This is a genomic window from Paraburkholderia sp. J8-2 (assembly GCF_905220195.1).
Classification (GTDB): domain Bacteria; phylum Pseudomonadota; class Gammaproteobacteria; order Burkholderiales; family Burkholderiaceae; genus Paraburkholderia.
Genome location: NZ_CAJMZA010000001.1, coordinates 232,950 through 248,100 on the forward strand (window position 1 = coordinate 232,950; position 15,151 = coordinate 248,100).

Below are 15,151 nucleotides of genomic sequence, written 5' to 3' on the forward strand. Positions count from 1 at the left end.
GCACAACGATTCCTTTCTCTTTCAGTTCTCAACGGGCGATAGCGCCTATCAGCCAAGCAAAGTTAGACGTATATAGGATTACTGATTAGCGAGACCTCTCTGGCTCCGTTTCCTTCCGGCTCGCCCTCAGTCGTTCATGATGACGCGAGGCGCACGGCGGCTGCGTGACGGAGAATTTCCTCGCTCACCTCGACCATGCTTCGATGCGTGGCCATTGCGCTTGAACGCAGCCGTTCGTAGCCTTCTTTCTCGGTGAGGCTGTGTTTCCCGACCAGGTATGCAACGGCCTGCGCGACGAGCGGATAGCCCTCGATCTTTTTCTGCAGTCCGGTGTTTCGCGCCTGCAGTGCGCTAATCCGCTCGCCGAGCGCAAACGCCATCATGAGTGCGGTATAGACCGCGCCCTGCGTGATCGGCGGATGCAGCATCGCCGTGGCGCCGAGCGCCACACCGCGCTGGATCTGCGAAAGCGTTTCCTGGCGCGTCAACGCACAGATCGGCACGCCCTGTGCACGCAGGCGCTCGGCAACGGATGGACTGTTGAATGTGTCCAGTTCGACGATGGCGGCGAAGCAATCGTCGATTGACGCTGGCGTGTCGCCGTGCACGGTGAACCAGCGGATACCGAGCCGCTGAAGACTCTTTTCGAGGCTGGCCAGATGGCGTTCGCTGCAGTCGACCAGCGCGACGCGTTGGTGTCCGAAGTCTGGTGCGTTGATGGTCGGCTTCATTTCACGATTCTTAAACGCGGGCGGGTCGAATCGACCGACAAGCTTTCGAAGGTTCTCAAGTCGGTTTGGGTCAGATACGGGTCCGCCTCGATCGGATGAGGTTCGGTGTGAACGATGCGAAAACGGTTGCCAGCGAGTTCGGCGATATGGCAAGGCAGCGCACCGTGGTTATTGCGTGAGCAAAGCTGGATCGCGCCGATTGAGGTTGCGACAGGCCTCTCATAGAGCCAGGCAAGCAACTGGCCCGGGTCGTCGTTGCCACACGCCGCACGCGCCTCGGCGAAGAGTTCGATCGAGACATGCGCGCCGGTGTAGAAGTGGGACAGCCGCATTTGCCCGTGCCCAGCGTACTGCCGCCGCGTGAATTCCGGCGCGGACTCTTCGAAAAACGGACCGGCCGTCAGGAGCGACAGCGCCTCCAGCGGACCGATCTTCTCCAGTTCGGCTTCCGTCAGGTCGTAACTGAGCACGGGCAGGCGCAGTCCGAGGCGCTGGCTCGCTGCATCGAGCGTTTGCAGGAACGCATACGACGACTCACCAACCAGATTGTTGAGAACGAACGCGGGCGGACGGGCCAGGAGTGCGTCGACGAGTTCGTCGATACCCGTGGTCGAACCAAGGTGCAGATAGCGTTCGCCCAGCACCTCGCCGCCCGATATCTGCAGCACTTCGCGCGTAATGCGGTTGCTCTCCCAACCCCAGACGTAGTTCGAGCCGATCAGGAAGGCGGTTTTGCCGTATGCGTGCAGAGCGTATCGCAGCAGAGGCAGCAGAGCCTGATTCGGCGTGGCGCCCAGATAAACGACGTTTTCGTTGCTCTCGAAACCTTCGTAGGAACAGGAATACCAGAGCAGCGCGCCGTGCTGCTGGAGGTCGGGAATGATGTCCTTGCGGCTCGCAGACGTCGATGCGCCGAAGATATGCCGCACGCCCTGCTCGAGCAAAGCGGCCGCGCCGTCGCGATAGGCTTCGGCCCCGCCTCGCGGATCGTATTCGCGCGCGCACAAACGGAATCCATAACGGCCCGAGCGGTTGATACGATCGATAGCATGCCTCGCACCGGCGAGCGAGCTGCGGCCCAGGCACTCGTAAGTGCCTTTGCTCGACCATAGCAATCCAATCGGAACGTCTTCAAGCGTCAAGTTATTGTTCTCGCAATAAAAAAAGCCTGAACCGCCATTCATGGCAGGTTCAGGCTTCGGTGCCTGTTTCAGCGAAACAAAGTCTTAAAGGCCTAACGTCGCCATGCTTTGCGTTTTCAGCTATTCAGCAAAATCGTTGCTCACGCAACAACGCGAGCGGATGATAAAACAAAAGCGCGAGTGTATCCAATAGGAAATAACCCTTCCCGCAGGCAGCACATTCGGGCGGCTCCTCCAGCTTGCGCTCAGGCGTCGGACGACTCGGCCTTCGCACGCGCAGCCCGCGGCGGCTTTGCCGGATTTGCCCGCTTTGGCGGCTTTGCCACTTTGGCGCTCGAAGCCGCAACCGGGACCGCCCCGCCGGCATCCGCGCTGAGCAGCACGCCCGCCGACACGATATAAGCCGCCGCGCTTTCGATATCGCCGCGCAACGCCGCGCAGGCCGCGTCGCCGTCGCCCTTGCGCAGCGCGTCGAGCAGCTTGTCGTGGTGCTTGACGGCAACGCGCTCGCCCACGCGCTTCGAACCTGAGCGCAGGTCGTAGTTGAGAATCGGCCCGATGCGCAGCCACAGCGTCTCGATCATCTGCAGCAGCATGGGCATGCGCGCCGCTTCGTAGATGGCGAAGTGAAACGCCTGGTTCATCGCGATCACCTTCGCACCGTCGGGCTTCGCCTTTTGCATTTCTTCGGCAAAGCGTTCGTGCAGCGCCTGCACGCGCGACAGGTCTTCTTTCCCGATCCTTGCGGCCGCCTGTGCCGTTGCGAGTCCCTCCACGTTCACGCGGATCTGCGTGATCTCGCCGAACTGGCTGATGCTCATGGTCGATACGCGCAACGCCCGGTTGGGTGTGAGCTCGAGCACCTGCTCGGCCACCAGCCGGTGCACCGCCTCACGCACCGGCATCACGCTAACGCCAAGCGCCGTTGCGATATTGCGCAGCGAAATCTGCTCGCCCGGCATCATCTGGCCGGTAATCAGGAGTTCGCGCAGTTGCGCGTAGACGTCACGGCTGAGCGTTTGGCGCGTCAGCGGGGTCACGAGTTCGTTCAGAGCCATGAGCAGATCATAGCACATAGGGTATGCCCGATATGAGATCTGTGATCACAGTTATAACATTCAATCCGGTCACGATCTATTGACGGAGAGAACACATGTGGAAGGATGAATCGCTTGTCGGCAAGCGCGTGCTGGTCACGGCCGGCGCGGACGGCATCGGACTGGAAATCACGCGAGCCTTCGTGGAAGCGGGTGCGCGCGTGGCCGTCTGCGACGTTGCGGGGCAAAGTCTGGAGCGCATCGCGGCCGAGTTGCCCGGCGTGCTCGCCATCAAGGCGGACGTCTCGAACGAAGGCGACGTCGCGGCGCTCTTCGAGCGCATTGACGCAACGCTCGGCGGTCTCGACGTGCTCGTCAACAACGCGGGCGTGGCCGGGCCGACCGGCGGTATCGAAACGCTGACGCTTGCCGACTGGGAACGCACGCTCGCCGTCAACATCACCGGCCAGTTCCTCTGCGCGCGGGCCGCGGTGCCGCGCTTGCGCAACGGTCGCGCGCCGGCAATCGTGAACCTCTCGTCGGCAGCGGGACATCTGGGCATGCCGGGGCGCTCGGCCTACTCGGCCTCGAAGTGGGCCGTGGTGGGCTTTACGAAGTCGCTGGCGCTCGAACTCGGGCCGCAGGGCATTCGTGTGAACACCGTGTTGCCCGGCGCCGTCGACGGCCCACGCATCCGCGCCGTGATCGCGGCCAAGGCGGCTTCGCTCGGCAAGCCGCTCGAGGACGTGACGCGCAGCTACACCTCGCAGGCCGCACTGGGCCGCATGGTGACCATGCGCGACATCGCCTGCATGGTGCGCTTTGCCTGCAGCGATCAGGCCGCGAACGTGCACGGCCAGGAACTCGTCGTCGACGGCCTCACGCAGGCACTCAGCTAGGTCGTCGCGCTCACGTCGAACCGGGCAGCCGCCCCACCCCAATCAGGAAGAGCAAGGAGACCCCATGGCCAAGCGAGCCAAAGCCATCATCACCTGCGCGCCCACCGGCGCGATCCATACGCCGAGCATGTCGCCGCATCTGCCCGTCACCGCCGACGAGATCGCCACGGCAGCCATCGACGCCGCTCGCGCCGGTGCTGCAGTTCTGCACCTCCACGCGCGCGACCCGCGCGATGGGCGGCCCTCTCAGGACCCCGAACTGTTTCGCCCGTTCCTCTCGAAGATCAGCGCGGCCACCGACGCGGTGATCAATATCACCACGGGCGGCAGTCCGCATATGACTGTCGAGGAACGCATGCGTCCGGCCACCACCTTCAAGCCAGAGCTGGCGTCGCTCAACATGGGCTCGATGAACTTCGGCCTCTTCCCGATGCTGGAGCGATTCAAGGATTTCGAGCACGACTGGGAGCGCGAGCATCTGGAAAACAGCCGCAACCTCATCTTCAAGAACACCTATCAGGACATCGAGAACATCCTGCGTATCGGTGCGGCGAACGGCACCCGCTTCGAATTCGAGTGCTACGACATCAGCCATCTTTACAATCTCAAGCACTTCGTCGACCGGGGTCTCGTGACGGGCCCCGTGTTCGTGCAGACGGTGTTCGGCATTCTCGGCGGCATTGGCGCGGACCCCGAGGACCTGATGCACATGCACCGGACAGCGCAACGCCTGTTTGGCGAGCGCTTTCGCTGGTCGGTCCTCGGTGCGGGACGCAACCAGATTCCGCTCGCGACCATTGGCGCCGCCATGGGCTCGAACGTGCGCGTGGGTCTCGAGGATTCGCTCTGGATCGGGCCAGGCCAGCTCGCCGCGTCGAGCGCGGAACAGGTCTTGCGCATCCGCGCCGTGCTCGACGCCCTTAACATCGATGTGGCAACGCCTGCCGAAGCGCGCGACATACTGGAACTGAAGGGCGCGACGGACACGGCGTTCTGAATCTACTGAGCTGCCTGTCCCGACCGCCCCTTTCAACTGACCACCCGGGTCGCCACGCCGGCACAAGCCGCCGGCGTGCCTTGGAGACTTCCGATCATGCCTACCGCTCATGCTTGCGGCGCCTCGCTGTCGCGCCCGGCCGATCGCACACTGACCGCATTGCTGTTTCGCAAGCTGATGCCGTTGCTCGTGCTGGCCTACGTCATCAGCTTCGTTGACCGAACCAATATTGCGCTTGCCAAGGCGCACATTGCCGTCGATCTGCATATCTCGGCGGCCGCGTATGGGCTGGGCGCCGGTCTTTTCTTTCTGTCCTATGCCCTGCTGGAGGTGCCGAGCAACCTCATCATGCATCGCGTGGGCGCGCGCTTCTGGATCGCGCGCATCATGGTGACGTGGGGCGTGCTTTCGGCCGCGATGGCCTTCGTGCAGGGGCCAGTCTCGTTCTATGTCATGCGTGTGCTGCTGGGTGCGGCGGAAGCGGGCCTCTTTCCCGGCGTGATGCTGTACCTGACCTACTGGTTTGGTCAGGAAGACCGCGCACGGGCAATTGGCTACTTTCTGCTTGGCGTGTGTCTCGCCAATATCGTGGGCGGGCCGCTGGGCGGCGCACTGCTGGAAATGGACGGGATCCTGGGCTTCAAGGGCTGGCAGTGGATGTTCCTGATCGAAGGCGTGCCCGCAATCCTGCTCGCATTCGTGGTCTGGAAGAAGCTGCCTGACGGCCCGGAATCCGCGGCGTGGCTCACCCCGGCGCAGGCGCAGGAGGTGCGACAGCGCCTCGGCACCGAAACCGGGAGCCATGCAGCCACCGGCGGGCACACGTTCCTTGGTGCGCTGCGCGATGGCCAGGTGTGGCTCGCGATCTTCATTTACTTCTGCCACCAGATCGCAATTTATACGGTGATCTTCTTTCTGCCCGGCATTATCGGAACGTATGGCAAGCTCACCCCGCTGCAGATCGGCTCGCTCAATTCGCTGCCGTGGGTCGTTGCAGCAGTAGGTGCGGCATGGTTGCCCCAATACGCAAGCACGGCGCGCCGCGGACGGCTGCTGCTTGTCGTCGGTCTCGTCGTCATGGCCGCTGGCATGCTGCTCGCCGCGTCGAGCGGGCCGGTCCTTGGCCTCGTCGGCTTCTCGCTCACCGCGCTGATGTTCTTCGTCGTGCAGTCGATCGTGTTCGTATTCCCGTCGTCGCGGCTCAAAGGCGCGGCGCTCGCAGGCGGGCTCGCGATCATCAACACGTGCGGACTCGTGGGCGGCTTCGTCGGGCCATCGGTCATGGGCGTGATCGAACAGACCACGGGCAGCACGCGCTACGGACTCGTCGTCATCGCGGTGCTGCTGCTCGTCGCGGCTATCGGTGCGCCGTTCATGCGGCAGGGGCACGAATAAGCGTCGCCACAGGGGTCGTTCTGCAACACGGCCACCCGAACGCGAAGGCTCGCAAACACGATGCCGCCATTCCAGGCGGCATTTTTCGTTTGCGCGCGCTGACACCCACCATGGGATGCGAGACGCCCTGATCGCTGGGCGGGCCCCGGCGGATCAAAGTCCTGCAATGCTCGCAAACATCACGAACTCGCCTGATCACCCACAGGCCTAAGCGCCAGAATCTCGCGAGCCTGTTTCGCCGTAGCAACCGGCCGCCCAAATTCGCCGCACAGCGCAGCCACTCGCTCAACCAACTGAGCATTGCTTTTCGCGAGCGTGTCCTTATCCCAGCGCACGTTGTCCTCGAGACCCGTGCGGCAGTGGCCGCCCATTTCGAGCGTCCAGCGGTTCACCTCCAGCTGATGGCGACCAATACCCGCGGCAGTCCACGTTGCCGTCGGCAGCAGCTTGTTCAGTTGAGCGACTTCGAATTCAAGGATTTCGCGCCGGGCTGGCAATGCGTTCTTCACGCCAAACACGAACTGCACGTGCACGGGCCCCTTCAGAAGACCTTGCTGAACCAGATCCACGGTGCTGTAAAGCATCGCCAGATCGAAGATTTCGATTTCGGGCTTCACGTCGAGGTCGAGCATCGTCTGCGCTAACGAGCGCACGAAATCCGGTGGGTTTTCGTAGACGATGGTCGGAAAATTCACCGAGCCGGTGGCCAGCGATGCCATATCGGGTCGCAAATCGAGCATCGCGCCGCGCTGCTCGAACGAGCGCCCGCGTCCGCCCGTCGAAAACTGGATGACGATGTCCGGGCAGTGCTTGCGGATGCCCTCCTGAAGCGCTGCGAAACGGCTGCGATCGGAACTGGAGCGCTCCTCTTCGTCACGCACATGCAGGTGCACGAGTGTCGCCCCCGCCTCATAGGCCTCGTGCGTACTTTCGATCTGCTCTGGCACCGAAATCGGCACGGCCGGGTTGTCCTTCTTGCGCGGCACGGAACCCGTAATGGCGACGGAAATGATGCAGGGCTGCTTCAAGGTCGAACTCATCGTGACACCTTTTTCCATGTACAGACATCAGGCTATTTGCGCCGAAGGAGCACTGAACACAAGCAGCCCGAGTCGCCCAAGGATAGGCTGACGCCGGTCGGACAGCAATATTTCGAACGGCCGTGGCGCGCGTTTATCGCACGCGCGCGTGCGATAAACGCTCACTTGCCGGGTTTGCACCGAGAGCCAGCCTCCCGCCCCCCGCCATAACTTAGTGATACGAAACAATTGAGTTGTCTGGACCGGCAAGCACGGGCGTGCCGCCCCCCTCGATGCAACTTCTCGGGCGAACTGGCCAATTTAATCATAAAATGTACCACTTAGTTAATTTAGGCGACTTACACTGGTATGTCCAAGCAAGCGAACACAGAACCGATCCCCGCTCCGGCCCGGATCGGCTTTACCCTGGCAGGTCTCGCCGGCCTGCTCCTGGGGCTTTACTTCACCATCGGCGGCGGCATGCTCATCGCGCGCGGCGGCAGCGGGTATTACCTGCTGGCGGGTCTCGCGCTCTGCGCAACCGGCGTGCAGCTCGCACGGCGCCGCTCCAGTGCGTTCGTCATCTACCTCGTCCTGCTGATCGCCACGGCGCTATGGGCCGTGTGGGAAGCGGGCTTCGACTTCTGGCCGCTGAACACGCGCATCTTCATGTTCTCGATGATCGGCATGCTGCTCGCGCCAGCCTGGCCCGCGCTGCGCCGGGGCGAAGGCAAGACGCCGGCGCGCGGCGCGGCCTGGGGCCTTGCCGCCGTGCTGCTCGCCTGCAACGTCGCGTTCGGCTACGGCATGTTCGTCCCACACGGCAAATTCGGCGCCGAAACGCCCACGCCCACGGCCGGCAACACCGGCACCGAAGACTGGACCGCCTACGGCCACTCGGCCGGCGGCGACCGCTTCGCGGGCAATGCGCAGATCAACCGCGACAACGTGAAGAACCTTCAGGTTGCGTGGACCTTCCACACCGGCGACACGCCGATGAGCCCCGACGGCGGCGGCTCGGAAGACCAGGAAACCCCGCTGCAGGTCGGCAAGACGCTGTTCCTGTGCTCGCCGCACAACACCGTGATCGCCGTGGACGCCGCCACCGGCACGCAAAAGTGGCGCCATGAATTCCCGACCAAAACCACGGTTTGGGTGCGCTGCCGCGGCCTCGCCTACTTCGACGCGACGAGGCCGCTCGTGCAGCCCACCGTCGCCGGATCGACGCCGGTGTCGCCGATTGCCGCCCCGGCCGATGGAACCGATTCGGCCGCCTGCCGCCGTCGCATCTTCATGAACACGATCGACGCGAAACTCGTCGCGCTCGACGCCGACACCGGCAAGCTCTGCGACGATTTCGGCGACCACGGCATCATCGAGCTGAAGGCGGGGCTCGGCAAAGCGAAGAGTCCGCTGTACCAGCTCACGTCCGCACCGACGGTCGCGGGCACGACCGTGGTCACGGGTGGCCGGGTGGCCGACAACGTCTCGCTCGACATGCCGGGCGGCGTGATCCGCGGCTTCGACGTGATGACCGGCAAGATGAAGTGGGCGTTCGATCCGGGCAATCCGGACGACCACGCCGAGCCGGCGCAGGGCAAGATCTTCACGCGCTCGACGCCGAACGTGTGGGCGCCGATGACCTATGACGCGACGTCGAACACCGTCTACATGCCGGTGGGCAACGCGGCGATCGACCTCTGGGGCGTGAAGCGCACCGCGCTCGACGAGAAGTACGGCGCGTCGATTCTCGCGCTCGACGCCACCACAGGCGCCGAAAAGTGGCACTTCCAGACCGTTCACCACGATCTCTGGGACTACGACGTGCCGATGCAGTCCACGCTCATCGACTTCCCGATGCAGGACGGCAAGCGCGTGCCGGCCCTCATCGTCGGCACCAAGATGGGCCAACTGTTCGTGCTCGACCGCCTCACCGGCAAGCCGCTCACGAAGGTCATCGAGCATCCGGTCAAGCCCGCCACGATTCCCAACGAGCCCTACGCGAAGACGCAGCCGCTCTCCGTGGGCATGCCGCAGATCGGCGCCGAAGTGCTCAAGGACTCGGACATGTGGGGCGTCACGCCGATCGACCAGCTCATGTGCCGCGTGATCTTCCGCGGCATGCGCTACGACGGTCTCTTCACCGCGCCGGACACCGACCGCTCGCTCAGCTTCCCGGGCTCGCTCGGCGGCATGAACTGGGGCGGCCTCTCGTACGACCCGAACGCGGACATGATCTATGTGAACGACATGCGCCTCGGTCTGTGGGTCCATCTCGAGAAGGCAAAGAACCGCAGCGGCGCCTCGGACGGCAACGAAGCCGTGAACGCCGGCATGGGCGCGGTGCCGCTTGGCGGCACGCCGTACTCGGTGCTCAAGGACCGCTTCTTCTCGCCGCTCGGCATTCCCTGCCAGAAGCCGCCGTTCGGCAGCCTCACTGCCGTCGACCTGAAGACGCGCAGCATCGCATGGCAAGTGCCGCTCGGCACGGTGAAGGACACGCGCCTCTACGGCGTGCAGATGCAGATGCCCTCGCCCATCGGCATGCCGACCATTGGCGGCTCGCTCACGACGGGTGGCGGCCTCGTATTCTTCGCGGCGACCCAGGACTACTACCTGCGCGCCTTCGATAGCTCGACGGGCAAGGAAGTGTGGAAGGCGCGTCTGCCGGTCGGCAGCCAGGGGACGCCGATGAGCTACACCGTCGACGGCAAGCAGTACATCGTCATTTCGGCGGGCGGCGCGCGCCAGTCGCCGGATCGCGGCGACTACGTGATTGCTTACGCATTGCCTGATCAGAAGTAAGCGTCGAACCAGACCGTATTCGGGAGGGTCGCCATGCCGATCGCCGGTGTGCCGCGCCCTCCCTTTTCTGCTTTACCCATGCGTCATTCTTTTCTCGTACCCTGCGCGTTGCGCTTTGGCGTCGCTGCAACCGCGCTCGTGGCTCACGCCGCCCCCGTCCACGCACAAAGCACCGTGACGCTTTATGGCTCGATCGACACGAGCATCGAAGTCACGAACCCTGGCGCGGGTTACGTCGCCCGCATGGATTCCGGTGCGTATCGCGGCTCGCGCTTCGGCGTGCGCGGCGCCGAGGATATCGGCGACGGCGTCAAGATTCTGTTCGACCTTGAAAACGGTTTCAGCTCCGCTGACGGCACCCTCGCCGTTGCGAACACCCTGTTCAACCGTCAAGCGTGGATCGGTGTCGGCACGCCCTACGGCACGCTGCGCATGGGCCGCCAATATTCGCCGATCTATATCCCGTTCAAGGGTCAGCTCGATGCATTCGGTGCTGGCACGATCGCCTCGGGCCTGAACAATCTCTCGAAGATCACGCCCTACGAAAGCAATGCGCTCACGTATCTTTCGCCCGAAGTGCACGGCTTTTCCACCACGATCATGGCTTCGCTGCGCGACGCAACGGATGGCGACGGCAACGGACTCGCCGGCCACATCGAAACGTTCTCGTGGCACGAAGGCTCATTGCGCCTCTCGTACGCGCACCAGCAAACCCACGGTAGCGGCGCACTGCGCGCGAACCTGGGCGGCGTCTCCTATGCGTTCGGCCCGTTGACCGGATTCCTTTCGTATTTCAACGGGGACGGCGGTACGCCGCGATATCACAACGATGGCGTGTCCGTCTCCGCGCGCTATGCGGCGAGCGCTCGTTTTCGGGCGTCGCTCGGCTATGCCTGGCTGCGTGACCGCTCAGGAGGCGACAACGATGCCGACCAGTTCAGCACCGCATGCGAATACGATCTCTCGAAGCGGGTGCTGCTCTACGCGAGCGCCGGTTGGCTTCGTAATCGCGGGCAAGCGCAATTCACCCTGAAAGGCGTGAACGTGACCGGCCTTACGCCTTCCTGGCCCGGCGCTTCCGTGCGAGGCGTTCAGCTGGGGATGATCGACCGCTTTTAGACTGACGTTCGCCACAGCGGCGTTATTAACTATTCAGTATACAAATCGTATTCCATATACATCCCATACCCAGGGATAGCGAGCATTAAAGTCGGACCCCTCATGCCGATAGTGTTAACCAGTTGGTTAATTTAACCTATCGCCATCCTGCCTATCCGCCAGACATGAAAGTTTCGACCAAGCTCGCCTTACTTGCCGGCACCGCACTCATTGGTTTGCTTTGCATCGCCGCCATCACGTTGACACAACTGAAACAGGCGCTCGTCGAGGGCCGTCAGGAGCAGATCCAGAATCTGCTTCTGAAGGCCGAGCACCTGGTCCTTTACTATCAGTCGCTGGAATCCCAGGGGAAGATGACGCGCGCGGATGCACAAGCCGCGGCGAAAACCGCCATCGGTCAGCTGAATGCGAACAGTAAGAGCTACTTCTGGGTAACGACGTCAGACAGCATCAATCTCGTCCATCCCGTGGCGGACTTGATTGGCAAGAAGTCCGGCGGCAACCGCACGACTTCCGGGGACCTCACCGATACTCAGGCCTACGCCCAGGGACTCGCCGTCAACCATATCGCGCTCGTCGACGTGCTGATCCACCGCACCCCGACGAGCCCGCTGGAGCCCAAATTGCAGGGCGTCGTGGCCATTCCCGCATGGCAATGGTGGATCGGCACGGGGTTTTTCTACGACGACATCGACGCCGCTTTCTGGCGCGTTGCGCGGACCATGCTCGCCGTCTCCTCGCTCATCTTCGCAATGGTCGGCGTCATGGCCTGGTCGATGATGCGTGGCATTCGCCGTGCGCTGGGCGGTGAGCCTGTCGACGCTGCCGAATTCGCCGCGCAGATCGCAGCCGGCAATCTCGCTGCACACATCGAGCTTCACGCTGGCGACAGATCGAGCCTGCTCCACGCGCTCAGCGAAATGCGCGGCAAGCTGCGAGAACTGGTTCAAGGCATTCAGCAATCGAGCGACTCGATTGCAACCGGCGCGTCGGAGATCGCGCACGGCAATACCGACCTCTCGCAACGTACCGAAGAACAGGCGGCCTCGCTGGAGGAAACGGCGGCCAGCATGGAGCAATTGACCGCCACGGTGAAGCAGAATGCAGACAACGCCCGGCAGGCTCGCCAACTCGCCACACTCGCGTCCGATGCGACGGGCCGTGGTGGCTCCGCAGTCGACGAAGTCATCCTGACCATGCGGGGAATTGCCGAAGAATCGAGAAAAATCGAAGAGATCATCGGCACGATCGAAGGCATTGCATTTCAGACCAACATTCTCGCGCTCAATGCGGCCGTCGAGGCCGCGCGCGCCGGCGAGGAAGGTCGCGGATTCGCGGTCGTCGCTGGAGAGGTCCGCGCGCTCGCGCAGCGCAGTGCGTCGGCTGCGAAGGATATCAAGGCGCTCATTGGCGCTTCGGTGGGACGCGTGGACGAAGGTACGGGCCAGGTCGCGCTTGCGGGCGAAAGAATGAAGGAGATCGTGCATTCCATCACGCGCGTGAGCGACATCATGGGCGAGATTGAATCGGCCTCCGTCGAGCAAAGCACGGGCATCGAGGAAGTCAATCGCGCGGTTTCGCAGATGGATGAGGTCACCCAGCAAAATGCGGCGCTCGTTGAAGAGGCGGCCGCGGCCGCCGCAGCGCTCGACGAGCAGGCGGCACGGCTGCGCGCGACAGTCGGTGCGTTCAGGCTTGCGCCGTGAGCGCTACGCGTGCGCGATGACCGTGCCGCGCAACTGAGCAGGCAAACAGGCAGCTGTACAGGCGGCGCCGCTTGCCGCGTCGCTTCAAAACGCGCCGCCGCGCGAATCGGCGCCCTGTTGATAGTGGCGATTGGTCTGTTGCGGATTCCGGTTGACCAGTGGCCGTGCATAAAGCGGGTGATGCAAACTCCGCACTTCGTGTTCGAGTTCGAAGCAACGCGCACCCGATGCAGGATTCACGATGCTGGCAAAGCGGAACTGATGGGGCTCTTCACCATAGACCACGCCATGTTCGGCCAGACGCGCGTACGGCTCCGAAAAACTCGCGGCGTAAACCGCAATGTGATGCCCGTCGTACTCGGGAATCGGCTCTGAAGTTTCCGCATAGAGCAACTGCTGATGTGTTCCGACGCCGATCACGGCGCACTGCGCGCCGTCCTGGTCCTGCACGGCAACCGGCGTGCGGAAAACGTCCCGATAGAAGTCGGCGATCTGGGCAGCGCTGCCGACCGGCACATCGAGCTTGACGAACGCCATTCCCAAATCGATTTTCGACCACGGAGCCGAGTCCGGGCGGCGCTGGGGATCGAGGCAGTGATAGCGATTCCCCCATGGACAGGTCACCTCAACGTAGCCAGCGCGTTCGGCCCATGCGAACTGCGTGTCGCTGAGCAGCGGCGCAACCGCTTGCAGGCGCGTGACGAGCGCATCCAGCTCACCGACGACGATACCGACGCTGCCTCTTACGCGCTGTGCTTCTCCGGTCGGCAAATGAACCTGCGATCGGCCGATATTGATCCACATATTGTTCACGCCGGTCATCATGAACGGGTCGCGCGTGAGCCCGAGACCGCTCACGTAAAAGGTGGTGGCGAGAAGCTGGTCAGGCACCCGAAGATTGACGTGCTCGAGCAGAATCAGGTTACCTGTATCGTCGGCTGCGTAGATATGTTCCATTGGGTCGGCGTGGCGATCGGGAGCTGTTAAAGGAACCGCGAGACGTCCTGCAAAATTATGCCGCATCACGGCACAGGTTCCGCCAAGCATTCAGGTTCGCATTTTTCAGCCGACGCGTCGAGTCATATGGCTCGCGCCCAGTTCGTCGGGCCGGCACACGCCAAGCAGGGCCATGTTGCGCATCATCTCGGCGGCGACGATCGCAAACGCATGCAGGATGCCCGCCTGCCCGGCCACCGCGCCCGCGTAGTTGAACGGCCTGCCGATAAAGACCGCCCGCGCGCCCAGCGCGAGCGCCATGAGCACGTCGCCGCCGCGCCGGAATCCGCTGTCGATCATCACGGGGCACGCGTCGTCCACGGCGGCCACCACGGCGGGCAGCGCGCGCAGCGGCGCGATCGATCCGTCGAGCTGACGCCCGCCATGATTCGACACGATCAGTCCATCGGCCCCAAGCTCGCGGGCGCGGCGCGCATCGTCGGGATTCAGGATGCCCTTGACGACAAGCTTGCCTGGCCATTGCTGCCGGATCAGCCTCAAATGCTCCCAGTTCAGATGATCGCGGGCGCCGAAGTCACGCAGCACGTTCGACGAAAGAATCGGCGCGCCGCGCGCCGTGCGCGAGTTTTCGAAGTGCGGCATGCCGTGCCGCCACAACGTGCGCAACGCCGTGCCCAGCAGCCAGCGCGGGTGCGTCGCGCCGTCCCACGCCAACCGCAGCGTGGGCCGCAGCGGCGTCGAGAATCCCGCGCGCAGGTTGTTCTCGCGATTGCCCGACACCGGCACGTCGGCGGTCAGAACCAGCGTGCGAAAGCCCGCGTTCGCCACGCGTTCGAGCAGCGCCGAGATCTTGTCGGGCTCGCCGGGCACGTACATCTGAAACCACGCCTGCGGGTTGGCCGCGCAGATCTCCTCCATGCGGATGAGCGAGGAGCCGCTCATGATCATCGGCACATTGGCGAGCGCCGCCGCTTGCGCCTGGATCAGGTCGCCACGATACGCCGTGAGCGCGCTGATGCCCATGGGCGCGATGCCGAAAGGCGCCGCATAGGTTTGGCCGAACAGCGTCGTCTCCAGCGTGCGCTGCGACGTATCGACCAGCACGCGCGGCGCCCAGTCGTAGTCCTCGAACGCGCTGCGATTCTCGCGCAGCGAGCGGTCGGTCTCGCAGCCTCCGCTCACATAGGCGAAGATCGGCGGCGGCAGATGGCGGCGCGCCATGACTTCGAAGTCCGCGAGCGACAACACGCGCGCGAGACGCCGCGGAATGTGCGGTGACGCCGCGGCGCGCGGCGCGGTGTGATTGGCGAGCGGATAGTCGCGCAGGTTGAACGTATCTGACAT

General features: G+C 63.6%; 12 protein-coding genes. 6 read left to right on the forward strand and 6 right to left on the reverse strand.

Translation table 11 applies throughout. From position 1 onward, the window contains the following. Positions 1-134: 134 nt before the first annotated feature. From U5A52_RS01020 to U5A52_RS01030, 3 genes are all read right to left on the reverse strand, one after another. The gene (locus tag U5A52_RS01020) at positions 135-731 is read right to left on the reverse strand and encodes an ANTAR domain-containing response regulator (protein WP_321933446.1); all 597 of its coding nucleotides are present in this window, start codon (positions 729-731) and stop codon (positions 135-137) included. After that, the gene (locus U5A52_RS01025) at positions 728-1,873 is read right to left on the reverse strand and encodes a transporter substrate-binding protein (protein WP_321933448.1); all 1,146 of its coding nucleotides are present in this window, start codon (positions 1,871-1,873) and stop codon (positions 728-730) included. Before U5A52_RS01025 ends, U5A52_RS01020 begins: the two co-directional genes overlap by 4 nt. A 245-nt stretch (positions 1,874-2,118) precedes the next feature. Then, on the reverse strand, positions 2,119-2,931 hold the full coding sequence (locus U5A52_RS01030; protein ID WP_321933450.1) for a GntR family transcriptional regulator: 813 nt from the start codon (positions 2,929-2,931) through the stop codon (positions 2,119-2,121). Between the two features lie 95 nt (positions 2,932-3,026). On the opposite strand from U5A52_RS01030, the gene U5A52_RS01035 reads away from it, so the two are divergent. From U5A52_RS01035 to U5A52_RS01045, 3 genes are all read left to right on the forward strand, one after another. Then, complete coding sequence (locus tag U5A52_RS01035) at positions 3,027-3,809, forward strand: SDR family oxidoreductase (RefSeq protein WP_321933452.1); 783 nt, start codon at positions 3,027-3,029, stop codon at positions 3,807-3,809. 64 nt (positions 3,810-3,873) lie between these two features. Then, positions 3,874-4,806, forward strand: a complete 933-nt coding sequence (locus tag U5A52_RS01040) for a 3-keto-5-aminohexanoate cleavage protein (RefSeq protein ID WP_321933454.1) — start codon at positions 3,874-3,876, stop codon at positions 4,804-4,806. A 96-nt stretch (positions 4,807-4,902) separates the two neighbouring features. Continuing rightward, positions 4,903-6,201: an MFS transporter gene (locus U5A52_RS01045; protein WP_321914517.1), complete on the forward strand. Its 1,299-nt coding sequence runs from the start codon at positions 4,903-4,905 to the stop codon at positions 6,199-6,201. A gap of 179 nt (positions 6,202-6,380) precedes the next feature. On the opposite strand, the gene U5A52_RS01050 is transcribed toward U5A52_RS01045, so the two are convergent. Further along, complete coding sequence (locus tag U5A52_RS01050) at positions 6,381-7,241, reverse strand: 3-keto-5-aminohexanoate cleavage protein (RefSeq protein ID WP_321933456.1); 861 nt, start codon at positions 7,239-7,241, stop codon at positions 6,381-6,383. A gap of 348 nt (positions 7,242-7,589) precedes the next feature. Between U5A52_RS01050 and U5A52_RS01055 the strand changes: the two genes are divergently transcribed. From U5A52_RS01055 to U5A52_RS01065, 3 genes are all read left to right on the forward strand, one after another. Continuing rightward, positions 7,590-10,025 carry a membrane-bound PQQ-dependent dehydrogenase, glucose/quinate/shikimate family gene (locus U5A52_RS01055; RefSeq protein WP_321933458.1) on the forward strand — a complete coding sequence of 812 codons (2,436 nt, stop codon included), beginning with the start codon at positions 7,590-7,592 and terminating at the stop codon, positions 10,023-10,025. Between the two features lie 78 nt (positions 10,026-10,103). After that, a complete protein-coding gene (locus U5A52_RS01060) occupies positions 10,104-11,144 on the forward strand; it encodes a porin (protein ID WP_321933460.1) in 1,041 nt (346 codons plus the stop codon). 164 nt (positions 11,145-11,308) lie between these two features. Next, entirely contained in the window at positions 11,309-12,850 is a 1,542-nt protein-coding gene (locus tag U5A52_RS01065) for a methyl-accepting chemotaxis protein (RefSeq protein WP_321914513.1), read from the forward strand. 84 nt (positions 12,851-12,934) lie between these two features. Here the strand turns inward: U5A52_RS01065 and U5A52_RS01070 are convergent, their stop codons facing one another. Both U5A52_RS01070 and U5A52_RS01075 read right to left on the reverse strand, forming a co-directional pair. After that, positions 12,935-13,897 carry a glyoxalase/bleomycin resistance/dioxygenase family protein gene (locus U5A52_RS01070; RefSeq protein ID WP_321933462.1) on the reverse strand — a complete coding sequence of 321 codons (963 nt, stop codon included), beginning with the start codon at positions 13,895-13,897 and terminating at the stop codon, positions 12,935-12,937. Between the two features lie 15 nt (positions 13,898-13,912). Continuing rightward, positions 13,913-15,151: an alpha-hydroxy acid oxidase gene (locus U5A52_RS01075; RefSeq protein ID WP_321933463.1), complete on the reverse strand. Its 1,239-nt coding sequence runs from the start codon at positions 15,149-15,151 to the stop codon at positions 13,913-13,915.